General features: G+C 33.2%; 17 protein-coding genes. 8 read left to right on the forward strand and 9 right to left on the reverse strand.

Features of this window, described 5'->3' with window-relative positions; translation table 11 throughout:
• Positions 1–86 precede the first annotated feature (86 nt).
• A complete protein-coding gene (locus tag JM658_RS00195) occupies positions 87–2345 on the forward strand; it encodes an acyl-CoA dehydrogenase family protein (protein WP_236957211.1) in 2259 nt (752 codons plus the stop codon).
• 83 nt (positions 2346–2428) lie between these two features.
• Here the strand turns inward: JM658_RS00195 and JM658_RS00200 are convergent, their stop codons facing one another.
• The 7 genes from JM658_RS00200 to JM658_RS00230 all read right to left on the reverse strand — a co-directional run bounded on the left by JM658_RS00200 (position 2429) and on the right by JM658_RS00230 (position 10518).
• On the reverse strand, positions 2429–3016 hold the full coding sequence (locus tag JM658_RS00200) for a DUF3332 domain-containing protein (RefSeq protein WP_236957212.1): 588 nt from the start codon (positions 3014–3016) through the stop codon (positions 2429–2431).
• A gap of 68 nt (positions 3017–3084) precedes the next feature.
• Positions 3085–4092 carry a phytase gene (locus JM658_RS00205; RefSeq protein WP_236957213.1) on the reverse strand — a complete coding sequence of 336 codons (1008 nt, stop codon included), beginning with the start codon at positions 4090–4092 and terminating at the stop codon, positions 3085–3087.
• A gap of 95 nt (positions 4093–4187) precedes the next feature.
• A complete protein-coding gene (locus JM658_RS00210) occupies positions 4188–7061 on the reverse strand; it encodes a TonB-dependent receptor (protein ID WP_236957214.1) in 2874 nt (957 codons plus the stop codon).
• Positions 7062–7227: 166 nt separating this feature from the next.
• Positions 7228–8808 (reverse strand): tetratricopeptide repeat protein, encoded by a 1581-nt coding sequence (locus JM658_RS00215; RefSeq protein ID WP_236957215.1) that lies wholly within the window; start codon positions 8806–8808, stop codon positions 7228–7230.
• A 154-nt stretch (positions 8809–8962) separates the two neighbouring features.
• Positions 8963–9223, reverse strand: coding sequence for a 50S ribosomal protein L27 (rpmA, locus tag JM658_RS00220; protein ID WP_236957216.1), 261 nt, complete (start codon positions 9221–9223; stop codon positions 8963–8965).
• 69 nt (positions 9224–9292) lie between these two features.
• Entirely contained in the window at positions 9293–9958 is a 666-nt protein-coding gene (gene rplU / locus JM658_RS00225) for a 50S ribosomal protein L21 (RefSeq protein ID WP_236957217.1), read from the reverse strand.
• Between the two features lie 98 nt (positions 9959–10056).
• Entirely contained in the window at positions 10057–10518 is a 462-nt protein-coding gene (locus JM658_RS00230) for a DUF4199 domain-containing protein (RefSeq protein WP_236957218.1), read from the reverse strand.
• Between the two features lie 189 nt (positions 10519–10707).
• Here JM658_RS00230 and JM658_RS00235 point away from each other — a divergent pair, with 189 nt between their 5' ends.
• A complete protein-coding gene (locus JM658_RS00235; RefSeq protein WP_236957219.1) occupies positions 10708–12039 on the forward strand; it encodes a M16 family metallopeptidase in 1332 nt (443 codons plus the stop codon).
• A gap of 9 nt (positions 12040–12048) precedes the next feature.
• Positions 12049–14112 carry a M16 family metallopeptidase gene (locus tag JM658_RS00240; protein ID WP_236957220.1) on the forward strand — a complete coding sequence of 688 codons (2064 nt, stop codon included), beginning with the start codon at positions 12049–12051 and terminating at the stop codon, positions 14110–14112.
• Between the two features lie 36 nt (positions 14113–14148).
• Here JM658_RS00240 and JM658_RS00245 read toward each other — a convergent pair whose 3' ends face one another.
• A complete protein-coding gene (locus tag JM658_RS00245) occupies positions 14149–15048 on the reverse strand; it encodes a DMT family transporter (RefSeq protein WP_236957221.1) in 900 nt (299 codons plus the stop codon).
• Positions 15049–15212: 164 nt separating this feature from the next.
• On the opposite strand from JM658_RS00245, the gene JM658_RS00250 reads away from it, so the two are divergent.
• The 5 genes from JM658_RS00250 to JM658_RS00270 all read left to right on the forward strand — a co-directional run bounded on the left by JM658_RS00250 (position 15213) and on the right by JM658_RS00270 (position 20809).
• Positions 15213–15521, forward strand: a complete 309-nt coding sequence (locus tag JM658_RS00250; RefSeq protein ID WP_236957222.1) for a hypothetical protein — start codon at positions 15213–15215, stop codon at positions 15519–15521.
• A 241-nt stretch (positions 15522–15762) separates the two neighbouring features.
• Positions 15763–16761 (forward strand): transporter, encoded by a 999-nt coding sequence (locus JM658_RS00255; protein WP_236957223.1) that lies wholly within the window; start codon positions 15763–15765, stop codon positions 16759–16761.
• Between the two features lie 19 nt (positions 16762–16780).
• Positions 16781–19117 carry a TonB-dependent receptor domain-containing protein gene (locus tag JM658_RS00260; protein ID WP_236957224.1) on the forward strand — a complete coding sequence of 779 codons (2337 nt, stop codon included), beginning with the start codon at positions 16781–16783 and terminating at the stop codon, positions 19115–19117.
• A gap of 5 nt (positions 19118–19122) precedes the next feature.
• On the forward strand, positions 19123–20376 hold the full coding sequence (locus JM658_RS00265; RefSeq protein ID WP_236957225.1) for a PepSY-associated TM helix domain-containing protein: 1254 nt from the start codon (positions 19123–19125) through the stop codon (positions 20374–20376).
• Positions 20377–20386: 10 nt separating this feature from the next.
• Positions 20387–20809 (forward strand): hypothetical protein, encoded by a 423-nt coding sequence (locus JM658_RS00270; protein ID WP_236957226.1) that lies wholly within the window; start codon positions 20387–20389, stop codon positions 20807–20809.
• A 72-nt stretch (positions 20810–20881) separates the two neighbouring features.
• On the opposite strand, the gene JM658_RS00275 is transcribed toward JM658_RS00270, so the two are convergent.
• A complete protein-coding gene (locus JM658_RS00275; RefSeq protein WP_236957227.1) occupies positions 20882–21751 on the reverse strand; it encodes a hypothetical protein in 870 nt (289 codons plus the stop codon).
• Positions 21752–21769: the final 18 nt, after the last annotated feature.

Genomic DNA, 21769 nt, shown 5'->3' on the forward strand with positions numbered 1-21769 from the left:
AAAGGAGCTACTATCTACCAACTCGATATCAAGTTATAAATAGGTTAAATTTTATTTTCCCGATATAGAAATTTGTAATTTTAAGTATGAAAAAAACCGAATACACCGCCGCGATTATAAAATACATCCCATTTTTATATGTTATCTGGTCTGATGAATTATTATCGCCTTCTGAAATTTCCATTTTCAAAAAAGCGATTTCCTCAGACATAATTTCTGAAGATGATAAATCTTTACTTGAAAAGTGGATTGATCCTAACAATGAACCTCCATCTGATATTATTAGATCTTGGAAAACCATGATTGATGAATCGGGGTTGAAATTAGTAGAAAGTGATCCTTATCCATTAACTTATTTCAGCATGCGATTGGCTAATAACAATCAGGATACAAATATTGCTGATGAGAGTCTAAAATATATCGAGATAAACTTAGGTATTCAACCAAATCACTATCATCATCTTTTTGATATAAAAATTGAAGCTGCTAGCGGAGCCACTTTTTATTCAGCAGAAAAAATAGACGCTCTATTAAAAGGAGATCATGCGGCACATATAGACACTTTCAGAAATATTTTGAATAACCCTATTTTCGACTTTAAAATTATTCGTGATAAAGAGAAGTTTAGAAATAATGTTTTAGAACAAGTAAAATATCTTGCAGAAAAGGGATATGGAGCCATGGCATATGGTAAAGAATACGGTGGAATTGACGATATGCCTACCTACGCTAATATTTTTGAGAACCTTATGTTCGTAGATGGAAGTCTTACCATAAAATTTGGAGTTCAATTTGGACTGTTTGGTGGTAGCGTACAAAACCTAGGTACAAAAAAGCATCACGATAAATATTTAAAAGATATAGGAACGGCAGATCTTTTAGGCTGTTTTGCTATGACTGAAACCAGACACGGTTCGAATGTAAGAGGTGTAAAAACCACTGCCACTTACATAAAAGAAAGAGATGTTATTGTTATTGATACTCCTGGAGAAAATGACAACAAAGAATACATTGGAAACGCATTGCATTCTGAAATGGCGACTGTATTCGCCCAACTTATTGTAAACGGAAAAAATGAAGGAGTACATGCTATCTTAGTTAGAGTTAGAGATACTAACGGAAATCTAGAATCAGGAGTTCGGATTGAAGATAATGGCTATAAACTAGGATTGAATGGCGTTGATAATGGAAAGATTTGGTTTTCTAATGTAGAAGTTCCTAGAGAAAACCTATTGAATAAATATGGCGACATTGATAATGACGGGAACTACACTTCCCCTATTGAAAATCCAAACAAGCGATTTTTCACCATGCTTGGAACATTAGTAGGCGGTAGAATATGCGTTGCCAAAAGTGGGTTAAGCGGTGCAAAAAAAGCACTTGCTATTGCTGTAAAATATGCGCTACAAAGAAGACAATTTAATAGCAGTGAAAAAATCCAAGAGGATTTAATAATGGATTACCCTACGCATCAGCTTAGACTCATTAAACCTCTTGCTAAAACTTATGTTTACCATACTGTTTTAGAAAAACTCATTAAAGAGTATGCTAATTCTAAAGACAATGAACGAAGAGAAATAGAAACTAAGGCAGCAGCCTTAAAATCCTCTATTACATGGTTTGCAAATAATACTATCCAAGAATGTAGAGAAGCTTGTGGCGGGAAAGGGTATTTAATAGAAAACAAAATCCCTCATATAAAAGGAGATGTTGATATTTTTACCACTTTTGAAGGTGACAATACAGTTTTGATTCAATTAGCAGCTAAAGGAATTCTAACCAATTTTAAAACAGAATTTAATAGTGATAACTTTATGGATGTGTTAAAATATCTAGGCACTAATGTCTCCGATAAATTAATAACTATAAATCCTATTTTTACTAATAAAACAGATAAAGAACATCTTTACGACATCGAGTTTCACAAAGAAGCCCTAGCGTATAGAACTCGAAGGCTTACATTTTCTGCCGCATCGAGAATTCAAAAATACCTAAAGAAAGGTATCCCTTCTTATCAAGCATTTTTAAAAACACAAACACATCTTGTAGCATTAGGAAGTTCCTACAGTGAAGAGTTATCTTATAATGAGTTTTTAAACTTTACGGATACCATAAAAGATGAAGAAATGAAATTCCTTTTTAGAAAACTAGGATCTTTGTTTGCGCTAAGTGAAATAAACGAACATGCAGCTTGGTATTTAGAACATGGATATATAAGCGCCAATAAATCTAAAGCCATAAGGAAACAAGTGGAACGATTGTGTTCTGAACTAAGACCACATGTAAACACGTTAGTGGACGGTTTCGGAATCCCTAAGAATTGTATCGCTACTCCGATAACATAAACAAAAAATGAGGTTTTGGAATTCCAAAACCTCATTTTATATAATTGTACTTTATAGGGATAAACCCAATTAGCACTTATAATTTAGTCTTCTAAAGAAGCAACCATTGCATCACTATAGTTACAAGCAACTTTTTCTTGTAAATAAGCTACAGCTTCTGCTCTTGGAGTAGCTGGATCTATTTTAACTTCTTCTCCATTAGGAAGATTTACAATGTATAAACCATCTTTGAAAGAAGAAAGTTCGATCACCTCTCCATCAGCTTTAATTGCATTCCATGATTTCTCAGAAGGCTTGTAAACTAAATCTACATTTTCTCCTTTTTTAGGACCTTCAATAACAGAAACCTGCATTCTATTTTTAGTCGCTGTCAATTCGTAAGTATTACCGTCTCTTTCAACAATCTGAGTTTCTGACTCTCCCTCTTGCATTGCGATTGGGTTAGAACCTGTCCAGAATTCGATTACGTTAAAGATAATTGCATCACCTAAAAAGAATAAACCGTAAACTGGAATAATGTTAAGTCCCCAAAAGATAAGGTTATTTACAAATTTATTCCCTGTTACTCCTTGATTCCAATCTTTCAAGTTATTAAAAGCACTAAAAGACCCTAAACAACTTGAACATAAAATAGTAAGTGCTAATGCACCAGAAATGACAACTTTTTTCATGATAAAAAAATTTTTGATTATTAGTTATATCTAATTTATTAATAAAATTATAAATAACCCTATTTTTTTTATAGTAATTTTCCTAAGTCAAAAAAGAAAAAATTCTGTTCATCATTCATTGCTACAAATAATCCGCTTTTAAAAGTATCATTTAAAGGTGTTGTTACCGCTTCACACCCATCAGTCTCTTTAGTACTTAAATTCAATTCTTTAACAAACTCCAACGTGTTTTTATCAAAAAACACAAAGCTATGTTTTTGCTGATTTGAAGCAATTATATAATCCTTCCCGCTCACACCATTTACAAGGCAAAGTCCCTCTATATCGTCTAGAAAATATTCACCTCCAAAAGCTGCTAATTCCTCATTTCCATTTTTTGGCTCTGCATAATACTTACGGATTCCGAAGCCTTCATCAGAATAATAAACTAATCCCTCTTTATCATCCACAACAATAGCTTCAATTTCTTTCTTTCCACTAAATTTTCCGAACTTTCTAACAAGCTCCGTTTTCACTCCTTTTTTATCAGCTTTAAGCAAATATTGATATAAATAACCTTCCAACGGCCCAGTTTTTCTACCTACAATGGCATACATATTACCATTAACAGCCGAATGATAAAGACTAATTCCCATTGGTAAGTTATGCTCAGGCTCTTTAGCATCCGTAAATACTGGAAAACCTCCACCATCTAGCGGCTTCATATCTGGAACTGAAAACAATCTTATTTGCTGACGTTCTCGTTCAGTAAAAGCTATAATATCTACCGTTGTAGAATCGTTCAGCTTAAAATCGTAACGTACATCTACATTATTTGGACGCTTAAGACCTCTTATTGTTTTATTTTCTATCACCTTCCCTTGTAAATCGAAAGCATAAATTGCACCGTCCGTATCTTTATCCGTACCAAAAACAATACTTTCAGAAGGATTCTTTTTATTTACCCATATTGCAGGATCATCGGTATCATGCAACGTGTTCTCTGTTATTACATCTGGAGATATAGGAGGTAAGTTATTTTTCTTGCATGCTGAGATTGTAACAGCCAATACTGCTAGATATTTATATAGTTTCATATTATAGTTTTTTATAATTCAGAAGGAAGCAATCTTTAGAAGTAGTTTGGAATTAAAATCAAAAAGACTGCTCCTATCTGAAAATTTGTTCTTAATTACTTCTTGAATAAATCGTACTTAATTCCGAAGGTTAGTCGCTTTTCATAATATTCCATTTGCATGGTTCTATCTTTTTGTCCTTGATAGTATCTTAAAGGCTGATTGGTAATATTATTTAAATCTGCGTAGACTCTTAAGTTATTTGTAATTGCATAACTGATATTAAAATCTAAGAAGAACTGCTCATCATAATAACGATCTTCAAAAGGGTTCCCTCCAATTTCATCTATATATGAATCTGAATAATTGGCTGATAATCTAACGCTAAGTTTTTTGCTATTATACCCTAAAGATCCATTAAACATATTAGGAGACGTATTAGGTAAATCTAAATCATCTCTTTCTTCACCATCTTCATTTTTAATTCCTTCTGCATCCGAAGACAAATAAGTATAATTAAAATAGACATTAAAATTCTTTGCAAATCCAGGAAGGAAATCTAATTTACGTTGGAAAGAGATTTCAGCTCCAAAAATAGAAGCATTATCTCCATTCTGCGGTTGGTAGACATCAAAGTCTGTAGTTCCCACTCCATAAAAATCGTCTGTAGTTTCAAAAACAGAAGTATATATAAACTTATCTATCTTTTTATAGAAAACCCCTCCAGAAAGAATCCCTACTGATTTAAAATAATGCTCTGCCATTAAATCGAAGTTCATAGATGTTGTAGGGTCTAAATCGGCATTTCCTAAATAAAGCTCTTCATCTTCAGTAACAACATCTACATAAGGCACAAGATCCACATAATTAGGTCTAGAAAGTGTATTTGTCCAAGCGAATCTTAAGATTGTCTTATCTGATAAATCATACTTAAAATGTACGCCTGGTAATATATTTGTGTAAGAACTTTTATCGGTAACCTCTCCAACAAGGTCTTCTTCATCTAAAATACGATTTCCTGTTGCGGAAACCTGCGTATTCTCAATTCTTAATCCCGCTAAAAGCGTTAGTTTATCCGTTAATTTTTGTGTAGTCATAATATAACCTGCATACACATCTTCATCAACATCAAAATTTGCTCTTAAATATTCATCTGGAACCGACTCCTTTTCAAATTCATCTCCATTTTCAAGATCTAAGTCTCCTAAAAACTCTGGCGTTACAAAATAACCAGCTTGATACTGACTTCCTGCAAGGAAATCTTCATCACTATAATCTCTAGTATTTACTAAATCCATTGTATCATACTGACTACTTAGTGGGGAATACTCAAAAAAGTTATTATCTCTATTTTTACTTTTTAGACGAGTACGTGCTCCAAATTTTATGATTCCATTTCCATTCCCAAAGAAATCTGCTGGAAGTTCAAAATTTAAAAATGCATTGATATCTTCCTCTTCAGTATATTGATATTCTTCTGTGATTTCGTCTAACTCATAATTATCTAACGCAGTATCTTCTATATTCTGAGGTGTGAAGTAAGGTTTTTTAGTATCTAAACTTCTATCTATCCCAAACTCACTTTCATAAGTTATATAACGCTCATTTGGACGCTCTTCTGAAGCTTTAGCATAAGACCCCATCCAATCAAATTTTAGTTTCCCAAATAAGTGATCTCCCCCAATGCTATAATTCTGCATCCGTTGATCTTCTAATCTAGCATTTTGATTTCTCCCTCCAGGAATTCCTCCTTTAGTTTCTCTTTTTGCTTCCACAGGAAAGCCTATAAGGTTATTATTAGCATCAATTGTAAAGTCATCTGAAGAAATATCTTCACCATCTAAAATCTTATTACTATATGCAAGTCTATTCTCACGATCATCTCTCCAGTTATACATCGTTTTTAAATAAACGCTGTTATTATCATCCAACTTATAATCTAAATTGGCAGAGAAACTCCTTCTTATACGTTGCACTAAGTAAGTACGAATCTCATATTCTGTAGCATATGGATTAACTCCCATTTCTTCAATAATATCCTCTCCTTCGGAATCTTGAATCCCTGTATTGTATTCAAACTCATCACTCCATTCTGCTTCAACATTATCAGAACCAAAGTCATTATCGTTAACTGACGCTGATAACATCCAACCAAACTTCCCGTCATTTGTTCTATCACCTACTAAAAAAGAACCATTTAAAATCCTCTTATTAGTGATAAAATTAATCCCAGAACCTGCGGTTGCAGAAACACGAAATCCTTGAGGAGCTGTTCTAGTAATTAAATTTACAGAACCTCCAATTGCATCTCCGTCCATGTCTGGTGTTACCGCTTTATTAACTTCAATAGTCTGGATCATATCAGAAGGAATCAAATCCATCTGCACGTTTCTATTATCTCCTTCTGCTGAAGGAATCCTGCTCCCATTTAATGTTACAGAATTAAGTTGCGGAGAAAGCCCACGAACAATAATATTTCTTGCTTCCCCTTGATCCATTTGCATCGTAATACCAGGAATACGTTTTATAGCATCTCCTATATTGGCATCTGGAAATTTCCCTATTTGATCCGTTGAAACAACATTGGTAATATTTGTATTATTCTTCTGTGTATTTAACGCTCTTGCTTGCCCACTTAACCCATAAGCAGAAACTTCTACCCCTTCAAGTTCTAGGCTTTCAGAATTTAGATTGATTGCTATTGATATCGTTTTTCCTGCAGTAACTTCAATCTCTCTAGATACATCAGAAAAACCTAGATATTTTATTAGTAATTGATGTGTTCCTTCGGGCACGGATATAAATGTAAACTTACCATCGTTATCAGAAACAACTCCCATATTGAGGTCTTCGATTATTACCGTTGCTCCAGGTACATAAATTCCATTCTCATCGGATATTGAACCTTGAATATTTCCGTTTTGAGCACTCATACTACTAGTAAAAAAGGCAACAATTAAGGTTACAAAAATTAGTTTAAAAGATTTCATAAAATTATGTTTGATTTTTTCACAAATCTATATACTGCAAGCCTTTAGCAGATAAAATTGATGAGAACAAAACGTAATTAAAATGTATATACATAGGAAATATAGAGGCAACATTTATAATCTGGTAACATGAGGTTAACATAAAGTTTAATTATGCTATTTTCTTTTATAGCTGATGTAAAAATCTAGTTAACTTCTCTCCAGAATCAATCTTCAATTTTTTACGTAATCTATATCTAGCTACCCGAATACTATCTGGAGTAATTCTTAAAATTGAAGCCACTTCTTTAGAAGATAGATTTAATTTTAGCAACATACACAATCTTAATTCTGAAGGTGATAATTCTTCTATTGTGTACTCCTTTAACCGATCAAAAAAGCTTGGATGAATCTGTTGAAAGTATCCCATGAATTGTTCCCATTCTTGCTTCTCCGAAAGTTCGCTATTAATTTCAGCAACAATTGCTGTCAATTTACTTTGAACATCCATTTGCTTTCGCCCTTTTAAATTTGAAAGTGTATTTGCTACCTGCGTTAATATTTTATTTTTATGTGCTAAATGAAGACTGTATTGCGACAAAGAAGTCGTTTTTAAAGCTATTTCACGCTGTAAATTTTCTTCTTGTATTTTCTTCTTTTCCAAATCAGCTTCCAGTATTTGCTGCTTATATCTTTGGGATATTAACTCATTCTCTTTTTTCTTTTTATGATAAATAAAGACTATAACAGCTACCACAATCAGAATTATAATAACTAATAAAAGTAGCAGTTCTTCTACTTTAGCCACTTCTTTCTCCTTTGTTAATAATTCTATCTTAGCCTGCTTATTTTTAGCATCATAAAGCGCTTGAAGAGAGTTTACTTGCTGTGTGTTTTGTGACTTTAAAATCTGATCTCTTATAGAATCTGAAATCTGCAAACTACGATATGCCTTTTCAAAATCATTTATAAGATTATAATGCTTGGATAAATCTTTATAGGAGCTCTCTAATTGATGACTATTATTAGTTTCTAATGCAAGGTTTTTTGCTTTTAAGGTATAAACTAAAGCTTCGCTAAAGTCACCTACTTTCCGTTTAGAATCTCCTAAATTATTAAGAATATTTATTTGTCTGTCAAAGTCTTCAGTTAAAACTATATACGATAATGCCTTTTTAAAATACTGATACGCTAATTTAAAATCTAGCTTATCCTCATAAATACTCCCTATGTTTTCGTTAACTAAGGCCAATCCATTGTAATCCTCAAGCCTCTCGAAAAGATTTAAGCTTTTGTTCTGATGAAGTAATGCCTTTTCATAATTCTGTTGTTTTTCAAAGCAACTTCCGAGAGCACTTTCTGCCAAAGCATTTCCTTTTATATAATTTATAGATTCAGAAATATGAAGTGCTTCGAAATAATATGTCTTTGCTGCCGAAAATTGTTTTACAGAAAAATTAATAGCTCCTAATTGCAAATTGAGATACACAACCAAAGTATCTGCCTTTGGAGATGGGTAAGATAATGCCTTTTGATAATTAAGGATGGCTTCATTTACTGCGCCATTATTCTTATAGAAATCTGCAAACTCAATATACTTGATTACTGCAAGAGAGTCATTATTATTCTCTAGCGCGGTAGAAAGCTCTTTCTTCAGTTTAAAGAAAACACTATCTACATTAGAAGTGGCTATATTTTCATCTTGCTGACCATAAAATCTGGATACATTTAGAAGAAAAAAAATAAAAAAGCAGCAATACCTCATCATTATTAAAAAACACATTTAAAATCTAGAAATGTACTTTTAAATAAAAACTGAAGGATTAAAAAACGGTTAAGAAATAGTTGTTATTACTGTATATAAACAGAAAACCCACCTTGTTTAGAACAAGATGGGTTTGATATCATAAATAATATGTTTATTAAGCTTCGAAAGGCTCTATAGAAACATAAGATCTGTTATCTCTTTTCTTCTGGAATTTTACCACTCCGTCAACCTTAGCATGTAAAGTATGGTCTTTCCCCATATATACATTTTCACCTGGATTGTGAGAGGTACCTCTTTGTCTTACGATGATATTTCCAGCAATAGCAGCTTGACCACCAAATATCTTAACACCTAAGCGTTTCGATTCTGATTCTCTACCATTCTTAGAACTACCAACACCTTTTTTATGTGCCATTTGTTTCGGTTTTAATGCTCTTGATTAAAAATCAAGAAAATTATACTTTATTTTAAAACTCAAGATGGATTATTTCCCACCGTTTAACTCGTCTTGCCATTTCTGTAGCTCATCCCATTTACCGTCAGCAGCAAGTTTTGCTTGATCTGCCCATGTACCTGGATCTAAGTGAGCTAAAGTAGAACTAGCTTCAGTTAAGATTTCTCTAACATCATCAGCAGATTTCTTCGCTAACTTAGCATAAGTATCAACTCCTGCTTTTGTTAGAGCTTCAGCCGCTTTAGGACCAATTCCTTCGATTTTTTTCAAATCATCTCCTTTTTTAGAAGCAGCTTTTTTAGGAGCAGCTTTCTTTGCAGGCTTAGCTTCTTCTTTAGCTTTTGGCGCTGCTTTTTTCTTAGGAGCAGCTTTTTTAGTAGCTCCACTAGCTACGATGCTTTCAATAACGATCTGAGTTAAAGATTGTCTGTGTCCGTTTTTCTTACGGTAACCTTTACGTCTTTTCTTTTTGAAAACAATAACTTTGTCACCCTTAAGGTGCTTAATGACTTTAGCCTCAACAGCGGCTCCGTCTATAGCCGGGGCGCCAACAGTAACTTCTCCATCATTATCTAATAAAAGAACGTTATCAAACGATACTTTATCACCTTCTTCCGAAGCTAAACGATGAACAAACACTTTTTGGTCTTTCGCAACCTTAAATTGCTGCCCTGCTATCTCTACAATTGCGTACATAGCGTTATAATTATATAAAATTAACTAATATAAACTGTGCTTAAAATAAATTTAAGCGGGTGCAAATATACTCCTAAATCATTAAAGAACAAATGTTTTTATGCCTTTTGGACACTTTTTTTAGTATTCCAACTAGGCTTAAACTTCTGCATGAATGTAAAAGTAAGAATAACTGTAGACGCAAACCCTTCTATTAATAAGATAAATACAAGTATTCCAGGACCTTGATTATAATCTCGAATCCAAGATTCCATAATAGAATTAGGGAAATTCTTATCTAAATGGAACATATAAATCGCCATGAAAGCAGTAAAAATAAGCGTGGCAAAAAAACCAGCGTATATCCCTGATTTAAATCCTTTAAAATAATCAAACTTATCTCCTTCCAGAATCCTACGCATTCTTATAACTGCATAAATTCCATAACCTACAATCAGTCCATTTATGAGACGTAACCAAATTTGTTCATGTAATCCAACCAATTTTAAGATTAAAAAATATGCAATAAGACCTACTGCAATTAAAAATCCATATCGTAAAAATAACTTGTCTGGTTTCATATGCTATCTATTTGATTATACAAGACTTAAGTTACGAAAAAATATTTTCAAGAAAGTTAAAGTCTCCTAAATTTTTAATCGACCTAACAATCGTATAGTAAATAATTATTATTTTTCTGATATCTATTGGAGGAAATTGTAACATTTCTTCTAAATGACTGACTAATTATATACAAATAATCAAATATTATGAGAAAAAAATTACTCTCTTTAGCAATGTTGGCTTCATTAGGTTCGACAGTCATTGCTCAAGAAATTAAATTCCAGGAATACGATCTTGCAAATGGCATGCACGTTATTCTACACCAAGACAATACTGCACCAGTAGTAACAACCTCTGTAATGTATCATGTTGGATCTAAAGACGAAAACCCTGAGCGTACAGGATTCGCTCACTTCTTTGAACATTTACTTTTTGAAGGAACAGAAAATATAGAACGAGGAGAATGGTTTAAAATAGTAAGTTCCAACGGAGGGAGCAACAATGCAAATACCACTGCAGACAGAACGTATTACTATGAAGTTTTCCCATCTAATAAAGTTGAGTTGGGACTTTGGATGGAATCAGAGCGTTTAATGCACCCAATAATCAATGAAATAGGTGTTGAAACACAAAATGAAGTTGTAAAAGAAGAAAAAAGACAACGTGTAGATAACGCACCTTATGGTGGCTTAAGCTATGGTACTGCAATCCAACCTCATTTATTTACAAAACATCCTTACAGATGGAGTGTGATTGGTTCTATGGATCACTTGGATGCTGCAACCCTAGAAGAGTTTCAAGCTTTTAACGAAAAATTCTACGTGCCAAATAATGCTGTTTTAGTAGTAGCTGGAGATATAAATATTTCTGAGACTCAAAAAATGATTAAAGACTATTTTGGTCCTATTCCAAAAGGAAAAGATATTGTCAGAAATCATCCTAAAGAAGATCCTATCACACAAGAAATGAAGGCTACAGAATACGATAGTAATATTCAAATTCCAGCCTTAGCACTTGCATACCGCACACCTTCAATGAAAGAGAAAGATGCCTATGTATTAAATATGATCTCTACCTATTTAAGTGATGGTAAAACATCTAAACTTTACAAAAAAATGGTAGATGAAAACAAATCGGCATTACAAGTTTTTGCTTTTAATAGAGCTCAAGAAGACTATAGCATGTATAATATTTTTGCACTTCCATTAGGAGATGTTTCTCTTACGCAATTAGAAAATGAAATTGATGAAGAGATCAAAAAGCTACAAACCTCTTTAATTTCTGAAAACGATTATCAGAAGCTTCAGAATAAAATGGAAAACGATTTTGTAAATTCTAATGCTAGCGTTTCTGGAATTGCAAATTCATTGGCAAGATATTATATGCTTTATGGAGACACTAATTTAATTAATTCTGAAATAGAAATCTACAGAAACATTTCTAGAGAAGACATTAAAAAAGTAGCTACTAAGTACTTAAACAAGAATCAACGTTTACGTGTTGAATATTTACCAAAATCTGCTCAAGAAGAAAAATAAAATATATTTATGAAGACTAAATTTTTATCCATCATATTATTACTCAGTGTAGGTTTTACATTTGCACAAGTAGATCGATCTAAACAACCTAAACCAGGTCCTGCACCTACAATAAACATTGCAGAGCCTGAAACTTTCACCCTAAAAAACGGACTTACAGTTATGGTTGTAGAAAACCATAAACTGCCAAGAGTTTCTATGACATTATCCATAGATAATTCTCCAATTGTAGAAGGTGATAAAGCAGGAGTTTCCCAACTTACAGGAGATGTTCTTGGAAGTGGAACTACTTCTATGGGAAAAGATGAATTTAACGAGAAAATAGATTTCTTAGGAGCCAATATTAGCTACGGATCGCAAAGTGCTTTTGCTAGCTCGCTTTCTAAATATTTCCCTGAGATATTAAAATTAATGGCAGATGGTGCTATAAATCCTGTGTTTCCTCAAGAAGAATTCGATAAGAAAAAAGCACAGGCTAAAGAAGGTTTAAAGGCTTCAGAAAAAGATGTCTCTTCAATCGCTTCTAGAGTTACAAATGCATTATCTTATGGAAAAGACCATCCTTACGGAGAATTTATTTCAGAAGAAACATTAGAAAATGTTACCCTAGCAGACGTTAAGAGTTTTTACAACACTTATTTCAAACCAGGGAAAGCATATTTAGTAATTGTTGGAGATGTAAAAATAAGAGAAGTAGAAAAATTAGTTAAAGAGAACTTCTCTTCTTGGAAAAAAGACACAACTCCTGGAGTAACTTATTCAGCTCCTAAAGATGTACAATACACGCAAATCGATTTTGTAGATATGCCTAATGCTGTTCAGTCTGAAATAGGTGTTGTAAACATGATCGACTTAAAAATGTCTGATCCAGATTACCACGCTGCATTAATCGCGAACTATATTTATGGAGGAAGCTTTTCTAGTTACCTAAATATGAATTTACGTGAGGAGCACGGATTTACATACGGAGCAAGATCTTCCATTAGAACAGACCAATACAATGCTTCTAAGTTTTCTGCTTCTTCTAGCGTTAGAAATGCAGTTACCGATAGCGCTGTTGTTGAGTTCATGAAAGAAATGAAACGTATAAGACTTGAGCCTGTTTCTGGAGAAGACTTAGTAAATGCGAAAGCTAAATATGTAGGGAATTTTGTTTTGGCTCTAGAAAACCCAAGAACAATAGCAAGATATGCGCTAGATATTAAGACTAAAAACTTGCCAGATGATTTTTACATTAACTACTTAGAAAAAATAAATGCGGTTACCGTTGCTGATGTTCAAAGAGTAGCTAATAAATATTTCAAATTAGATAACTCAAGAATCGTAATTGTTGGTAAAGGAAGTGAAGTTGCTGATAAACTAGAGGCGCTAGATTATCCTGTTAATTATTACGACACAAAGGCTAATAAAATTGAAAAGCCTAATTATAATGTTGCTATCCCAACAGATGTAACTGCAAAAAGTGTTTTAAACAACTACTTAAATGCTATTGGAGGAAAAGATAAGGTTGCTGCTATTAAATCTTTAGCACTTACTTATGAAGGAAGTTTTAATGGTGCCTCTATCAAATCTGAAGAGAAAAGAACAGCAGATAAGTATGCGCAAGTAACTTATATGAATAACAATCCTATGATGGCTGTAATTGCAAATGGAGAAGAGTTTCTTATGAAACAGGGTGGAAATACGGTTCCGCTTCCTCCAAATATGGTTAAAGACATGAAGGATAACGTAGGAACTTTTGCAGAACTTATCTTACTTAACAATGACAGTATAAAACTAACTGGAATAGAAAAAGTAGAAGGAAAGGATGCTTATAAAATTGAAGCTCCAGGAGAAGTAGTTCAGATGCATTATTTTTATGATGTTGAAACTGGACTAAAAGTAAAAGAAGTTTCTGTTATAAGCATGGGTGGTCAAACTCAAAACCAAGAAGCTTTATTAAAAGATTACAAAGAGTATGACGGAATTAAATTTCCAACTACTAAAGAAGCTGCTCTTGGCGGGCAAGCTGTAGAAACTAAACTTACAGACGCTAAGATCAATCCAACGTTTACAGAAGCAGATTTTCAATAATCTAAATTCCTAAAACAAATTTACGACCCCGAAAGTTTATGTAGCTTTCGGGGTTTCTTTTTTCCTCCCTCTATTCACAATATAAACTCCTAATAGTATAATAGCGGATGCCAATAAATGGATCAGTGTAAACTTCTCTCCATCTAATATTCCCCAGAAAATACCAACTATAGGAATTATATAAGTTACCGAAGTCGCAAATACAGCATTGGAAATCTGAATAAGTTTATTGAATACTATTTTTGCTAATCCTGTTCCGAAAACGGCTAATACTAGAATGTAAATTAAGGAAGTTCTAAAAGAAGGCTCTTGCCATAAATCTTCTGTAAAAACACCAGAAAATAGCAATACTATAATAGCAGGAATAATCATCACTGCAAAAATCCCTACAGAAATAGCCATTACAGGCACGTCTTGTAGTTTCGATTTAACAATATTAGCATTCAAAGCATAACACATCGCTGCAATAATCACTAAAACAGCAAAGAAATAATTCTGATCTGGGTTTACATTAGCACCTTGAAAAACAAGAATTAAAGCTCCTATAAACCCTATAACAACACCAATTAACTGATTCTTTGTGAAAGACACTTTAAATATTAAGAAACCAAAAAATATAGTAAAAAGCGGCACCAAAGAATTTAAAATCGCAGCGATGCTACTATCTATTTCTGTTTCGGCATAGGCAAACAAAAAAACAGGAACAAACGTTCCGCTCATAGCAGAAGCTGCAACCCATTTCCATTTATCCTTTTCTACTTTTTTTAACCATTTGAAACCGATTATAAATAAAAATATAGATGAAAAAATAATTCTAATAGCTCCCAGTTGAATAGGCGTTAGACCTACCAATCCTTTTTTTATTAAAATATAAGAACTCCCCCAAATTAAAGAAAGCACTATTAAATAAATCCATTTTTTATTTCCACTATCCATCAATTGCATTTTAAAGGCGCAAAATTCAGCTTTTTAAAATTGAATCTATCCCTTTTTTATATATTTTTGTAATCGCTTAATTACAAAAACTAATAGCTTTAATGCTAAGAATTTATCCCATAGTTTTCACTTTACTATACATGCTAGCCATGCTAAAACCGGTTATGCCGGTTTTCGACTATGTGATAAATCAAGATTACATCGCAGAATATCTTTGTATAAATAAAGATAAGCCAGAAATGCATTGTGATGGTAAATGTTATTTAATGCAGATGCTAGAAGAGCAAAGCAACGAGAAAAAACAAAATTTACCATCGATAGACTTAAGAGAATACCCTATTGGATTTGTAAATCTCTTAGAACTAGAAAATGTAAATACTACGCTATCAGAAGCTAAAAAAACTACACTTTATAATAATGAATATAGCTTTTCTTTAAGCTATCAACATTTCCACCCTCCAATTTTTTCTTGATAATTACTTTTATTCAGAATCTATAATTTTTACTGGGCGTTCCGTCGGGCAGGTTCACGCTACATGGTAGCTTGCTTCAATCCCTAACGCAAATAAAGAACTTCAATCAAAACTATTATAAGAAATAGTAGTTCCCAGTTTTCAGTTTCAGAATAAAAGCTATTACTAAAAACTTAAATATCAATCAGAATAAAAATTCTGATGACTAACTTATTAAGTATCAAGAAAAATGAAGAATTATATGTTTGTCATATTTTTTATGGCAATTACAATAGCACAAGCACAAGAAAAAACAAGTAAATGGACTTCTGGACGGCCAGACGGACATGCTCCAATATCTGTAATGGGAGACCACACACATTCTAAAGGAGAATGGATGTTTTCTTACAGATATATGTACATGGACATGGAAGATTTAAATCGCGGCAGTAGTGATGCTCAATACAGCGATGCCTTGTCTCAATACATGATCACTCCTAAAAGTATGCCTATGAATATGCATATGTTGGGAGTAATGTATGCGCCAAGTAATAAATTAACCTTAATGGCGATGATTAATCATACTTCTCAAGAAATGACGCTAGGCAATAGAATGGGAGGCGAATTTAATACAGAATCATCAGGATTTGGAGATCTTAAATTATCGGCATTGTATACTTTTTTCAATAAAAATAGTCAGCAATTACATGCTCAAGTTGGTATTTCTTTCCCTACAGGAAGTATAGACGAAACAGACGTAACTCCAATGTCTACTCCTAATGAAACTATTTTACCTTATCCTATGCAAATTGGTAGCGGCACATACGACGCCAATCTTGGATTAACCTATTTAAAACAATGGGAATATTTATCATTTGGATCACAGATAAAAGGAGTTTTCAGATTTGAAGAAAATGACAATGAATATCGTTTAGGAAATGAGTATAGTATTAATAATTGGGTAGCAATGCCAGTTAATGAGTGGTTTAGTTTCTCTGGAAGGGTGAAATGGGCAGCTATTGAAAAAATAGATGGCACTAACCCTGATTTAAACCCGATGATGGTTGTTACAGCTGATACTGCAAATAGCGGAAAAACATACGCTGAGGCAGGAATCGGATTTAACCTTTATGCTTTTAAAGGAAGCTTAAAAAACCTACGTTTTGGTTTTGAAGCAGCACTTCCGTTATATCAAAACATGAATGGGATTCAACTAAAAAATCAAGAAACACTAACCTTAGGACTTCAATATTCGCTATAAGTTAAGCTAACATAATCAAATGAAAAATATATTTCTAGCAACCATCATATTTATGATGGGATACACTCTTAGTGCCCAAAATGCACTTAAAGGGCAAGTAAAGAACACTCAAAATACTCCTTTATCTGGAGTTACAATTATATCAACAACCAATTCAAGCACAGGGGTTTCTACAGACGAAAATGGTAATTTCTCCATCTCACTTAACAATCCTGAAGTGATTGTAAAGTACATGGGGTTTGAGTCAAAAACAGTAATTCTAAAAGAAGAATTTAATACAATCATCCTCCAAGAGAGCACAGAAGATTTAGAAGAAATTATAGTTTCTGCGAGTAGAGAGGAGCAAAAGCGTTCTGAAGTTCCTGGTGCAATTTCTGTTATCAGTGCGAAAACAATTGAAGAAACTAAAGCTTTCGGGATTGAACAGATTGTAAACCAAGCGCCAGGCGTGTATATGTCTAGCTCAAAAGCTTCAGGTAATGAACAACACATGATGGCGGTACGCTCTCCTATTTCTACAAAATCTTTGTTTTTGTATCTGGAAGATGGACTTCCAATAAGACCTACAGCTGTTTTTAACCACAATGCTTTATTAGAAATGAATGATGTTTCTTTTGGAAGAGTAGAGATTTTAAAAGGACCTGCATCTAGTATTTATGGAAGTGAAGCAATTGGAGGAAGTTTTAACTTTATTTCTAAAAATCCAACTCCAGAATTACAAGGAAGTTTAGGATTTGAAATTAACGATTTAGGACTTTCAAAATACTCTTTAGAAGCTTCAAAATATACAAGTGAGAAATTTGGAATCTATCTAGGAACACAATACATCCAACGTAACAATGGTCCTATTGAGCATAGTGATTATGAGAAATTTGCTGTTACCTTTAAAACTGTATATCACATTTCTCCGTCGTTGACATGGACAAATGTAATAGATTTAGTAGACTATCGATCTGATATGTCTGGATCTCTTACACAGGAAGATTACGAGGCAGGAAATTATGAAAGTGATCAAACTTTTACTGAAAGAGAAGCTAAAGCTTTTCGTTTTAGATCTACGTTAGATAAAGTATGGAATGAGCAAAACAAAACGTCTTTTAACTTTGTTTTCAGAAACAATGAAATGGATCAGATTCCTTCGTATCGTATCAAACAATTCAGAATAAACGGACAACTTACTGGCGAAGGGGCAGGAGAAATAAACGCTAATAGCTACAATAGCTTTGTTGGTCTGATTCAGCATAAAAAAGATTTTAATTTTGCAAACTCATCATTAATTGCTGGAGCTACAGTAGACTTTTCTCCACAATCTTATGTTGCAGAATCTATAGCTGTTACTGTCGATCCAAATACAGGAATAAATACTGGGTACACATTAAATAACGGAGATTACATCCTTAACTATGATGCTGATATTTTAAATTATGCAGGATTTCTTCAGTATGAAATTACGCCCATAGAAAACCTAAAAATTACGACAGCATTACGTTATGACCGCTTTGAGTATGATTATAATAATCTGCTAGACGGACAAGCTGGGCCGAAGGATTCAGAAAATAATTATGATAATTTTGCTCCAAAAATTGGCTTCAACTACAACTTTACAAACCGATCTGGTATTTATGCAAATTATTCAAATGGATTTACACCACCTCAAACCTCTACACTTTATAGAAATAGTTATGTAGGTGTTGGCGGAGAGGTTTTTGATCTTGAGCCTAGCAATTACGATAATTATGAGGTTGGAGGATATTTTGTTTCTGAAAAATGGAAGCTAGATGCAGCATTATATATTCTAAATGGAAAAAATACTTTGGTAACTCTTAGAGATGAAAATGATGAATATTACAATGCCAATGCTGGAAAAACTCGTTCCTATGGAATTGAATATGGTATTACATTTAAGCCAGTGCCAGAACTAAGTTTAACACATAACGGAAGTTTTGCAAAACATCGTTACATAAAGTTTTATGAAGGTGGTATTGACTATTCAGGAACAGACCAACAAACTGCTCCAAGCCTTTTAGGTAATACCCAAATTAATTACCACCCTCAATTCATAAAGAATTTTTCTATTGGCTTAGAATATGAGTTGGTTGGAAAGTATGACACCAGTTTTGAGAATCAAGTCGACAACGGTGATGGAACATTCAGCACAGCAACTTATGACGAACATAACATTTTTAATTTAAGAGCTAGCTATGCATTAAAACATTTTGAAATCTGGGCACATGCATTAAATATTTTTGATACGCTCTATTCAACAAGAGCTTCTTATAATCAATATAGCAAAGAAAATAATTATAGTGTTGGAAATCCAAGAGCTTTCCACGCAGGAATCCGTTATAAATTTTAACACTGATGAAAAAAAATTCAAAATTAAATAAATGGCTATGGAAGTGGCATTTTATAGCTGGACTTATCTCGCTCCCTTTTATTCTACTGCTATCTGCAACAGGAGTTATTTATTTATTCAAAGCACAATACGAAGCTCCAATATATAAACCTGTAAAAGAAGTTACGGTAGAAGGAAAAGCTATTTCATATCAAAAACAATGGGAAATAGCTAATGCCAATGCTATAAGAAAGCCTAATGGAATAATAATTCCAAAAGAGAAAAAAGAAGCCACAGAATTCACTTCTGGAAGATTTGGAGGCGCTACCAGCCTATTTGTAAACCCATATAAAGGAGATGTTTCTGGAGAAATTCTACCACAGAAATCCTTTATGTTTAAAGTCAGAAAACTCCATGGAGAACTCCTAATGGGGAAATACGGGACAAAAATAGTAGAATTAGTTGCTTGTTGGATGGTAGTTCTCATTATTACAGGTCTTTTTATTTGGTGGCCAGAAAGAGGCTGGAAGCTAAAAGGCTACTTTATTCCGAGAACGCAATTAGGAAAGCGAACTTTCTTTAGAGATACTCATGCTATAACTGGTTTTTGGATGTCTATTCTATTTTTAATAATTCTCGCTGGAGGTTTACCATGGACAGATGTTTTTGGTAGCGGATTCAAATGGGTTCAAGACACCACTAATACAGGATACCCAAGTACTTGGAATCGATTCAGCTTAAATCAAGAAGATCCTAAAACACCGATGATTTCATTAGATGAAATGGTTACTAAAGCAAATGCACTTGCACTCCCTGGAGAGGTTAAAATTAATTTTCCGCAAGGAAAAAATGGAGTATACAGTGTTTCTAATACTAATCACAAAGACCTTGCTAGTCAAAAAATGCTTCACTTTAATCCATATACAGGAGAACAAGTATTAAAACATAATTGGGAGGATGTTGGTTTTTTAATGCGAGGAAGAATGTGGGTAATGGCATTTCATCAGGGACAATTTGGACAATGGAATTTTATACTTATGATTTTTGCTGGATGTATCTTATTTTTAATGAGTCTCTCTGCAGTAATATCATATCTTCTGAGAAAAAGAAAGGGAGATTGGGGGATTCCTAAAGTTCCAGCCTCGTTTAAAGCAAGCTATGGGGTCATTACAATCCTTGTCATTCTATGCATTCTACTTCCTCTATTTGGAATCAGTATTATATTAATATGTATTTTTGAATATCTAAATAGAAGAAAATTACAATTAAAAAATTCATAAAAAGATAGACATGAAAAAAGCAATTTTTATTATCGCAATCGCTCTATTCACCTTTGCAGCTTGTAAGCAAGAGAAAAAAGAAGATAACAAACCTTCTAAAATGGAAATGGTAATGGCAGTTCATGACAGCCTAATGCCAAAAATGAGTACCATTAGCAAATTAGTTGGCGAATTGAATGCTAAAGTTGACACTACAGAAACAGGGATGAAGTATGAGGCTGCTAAAAAGGATTTACAAGCGGCTCATGAATCTATGATGGATTGGATGCAAGGCTTCGGAGAGCGTTTTGACCATGAAGAAATCCTTAACGGAAAAGAACTCACTGATGAGAAAAAAGCACTTCTTACTGAAGAAGAAACTAAAGTGAAAGCTTTAAAAGAAGAGATAAATACAAGTATTAAAAACGCTGAGGATCTTTTAAATCAGCAATAGAAACAAATTTAACAATGAAAAGAGCGCCTTTGAAAATTATATCAAAGGCGCTCTTTTTTCATAAAAAATAAATTACTTCTTGTACTTTACACCAAAAGGAGATCTCTTTAGCATATATTTTAACCCTGAATGATACGCTTCTATTCCTCCTAGACCAAATGGGTGTCTTGTTTCTGCATATATATTTTCCCCCTGGTCATTAAATATTTTTAAATCCAATTTCACATCATAAGTAACTGTTGTCGTTGTACTCGAAGAAGAGTAAGAAGTTCCTTTAGATTCTTTTTTATTCCTATCTTTATTGGTATCCTTTTCTTTGTATACCGTTGAGCCGCTTCCATAACTTGTAGTTCCTTCGTTTATGACTTCTGCTCCTCCATATAAAACAAATTCCACACCCAGTAAATTAGCTAATTCTGCTGGCAACTTAGTACTGATATTTGAAGCATCTAAATTATTTTTTGACAATAATGCATTCGTAGTCATTGCATCTTGGACTTTTACTCCGTGTATCGCTTCTTCCCTTAAAACATTTGCACAATCATTTTGCACCTGTACACTAAAAACATCTGGCTGAATAGTATCATCATTAGAAACTATTGCAAATGGAAGAATAGCAATACTATTTTTTGAACTTCCACTATTAGAGCTACTTGCTATAGGTTTTACTTGTTGTTTTACCGTAGTAAAAGCTTCTACTCTTCCACTAGAAAATTTAATCTGACTAATTTCCTTCCTTGCTATGTCATACTCTAAATCTTCGCCTTCATATTTAAACTTAATTGTTTCGGTAGAGATACTAGTTACTTTCCCTTTCTTAACATCACCGTTTAACATAGTCACTTCATCATTTTTATCTTGAGCAAAAACACTGCTACAGAAAAAGGTGAAAAGAAATAGTAGAGAGATTAAGCGCTTTATATTTAAATCTAAAACTTTCATAGAAATTATGAATTTGGT

Source organism: Joostella atrarenae (assembly GCF_021764745.1).
GTDB lineage: Bacteria > Bacteroidota > Bacteroidia > Flavobacteriales > Flavobacteriaceae > Galbibacter > Galbibacter atrarenae.

Bases quoted from the DNA above. Each gene is read 5' to 3' on its own strand.
- JM658_RS00210 (WP_236957214.1), bottom strand. From the start codon at position 7,061: ATGAAATCTTTTAAACTAATTTTTGTAACCTTAATTGTTGCCTTTTTT.
- JM658_RS00195 (WP_236957211.1), top strand. From the start codon at position 87: ATGAAAAAAACCGAATACACCGCCGCGATTATAAAATACATCCCATTT.
- JM658_RS00215 (WP_236957215.1), bottom strand. From the start codon at position 8,808: ATGATGAGGTATTGCTGCTTTTTTATTTTTTTTCTTCTAAATGTATCC.
- JM658_RS00265 (WP_236957225.1), top strand. From the start codon at position 19,123: ATGAAAAAAAATTCAAAATTAAATAAATGGCTATGGAAGTGGCATTTT.
- JM658_RS00260 (WP_236957224.1), top strand. From the start codon at position 16,781: ATGAAAAATATATTTCTAGCAACCATCATATTTATGATGGGATACACT.
- JM658_RS00250 (WP_236957222.1), top strand. From the start codon at position 15,213: ATGCCGGTTTTCGACTATGTGATAAATCAAGATTACATCGCAGAATAT.
- JM658_RS00230 (WP_236957218.1), bottom strand. From the start codon at position 10,518: ATGAAACCAGACAAGTTATTTTTACGATATGGATTTTTAATTGCAGTA.
- JM658_RS00275 (WP_236957227.1), bottom strand. From the start codon at position 21,751: ATGAAAGTTTTAGATTTAAATATAAAGCGCTTAATCTCTCTACTATTT.
- JM658_RS00235 (WP_236957219.1), top strand. From the start codon at position 10,708: ATGAGAAAAAAATTACTCTCTTTAGCAATGTTGGCTTCATTAGGTTCG.
- JM658_RS00205 (WP_236957213.1), bottom strand. From the start codon at position 4,092: ATGAAACTATATAAATATCTAGCAGTATTGGCTGTTACAATCTCAGCA.
- rplU (WP_236957217.1), bottom strand. From the start codon at position 9,958: ATGTACGCAATTGTAGAGATAGCAGGGCAGCAATTTAAGGTTGCGAAA.
- JM658_RS00270 (WP_236957226.1), top strand. From the start codon at position 20,387: ATGAAAAAAGCAATTTTTATTATCGCAATCGCTCTATTCACCTTTGCA.
- rpmA (WP_236957216.1), bottom strand. From the start codon at position 9,223: ATGGCACATAAAAAAGGTGTTGGTAGTTCTAAGAATGGTAGAGAATCA.
- JM658_RS00245 (WP_236957221.1), bottom strand. From the start codon at position 15,048: ATGGATAGTGGAAATAAAAAATGGATTTATTTAATAGTGCTTTCTTTA.
- JM658_RS00240 (WP_236957220.1), top strand. From the start codon at position 12,049: ATGAAGACTAAATTTTTATCCATCATATTATTACTCAGTGTAGGTTTT.
- JM658_RS00255 (WP_236957223.1), top strand. From the start codon at position 15,763: ATGTTTGTCATATTTTTTATGGCAATTACAATAGCACAAGCACAAGAA.
- JM658_RS00200 (WP_236957212.1), bottom strand. From the start codon at position 3,016: ATGAAAAAAGTTGTCATTTCTGGTGCATTAGCACTTACTATTTTATGT.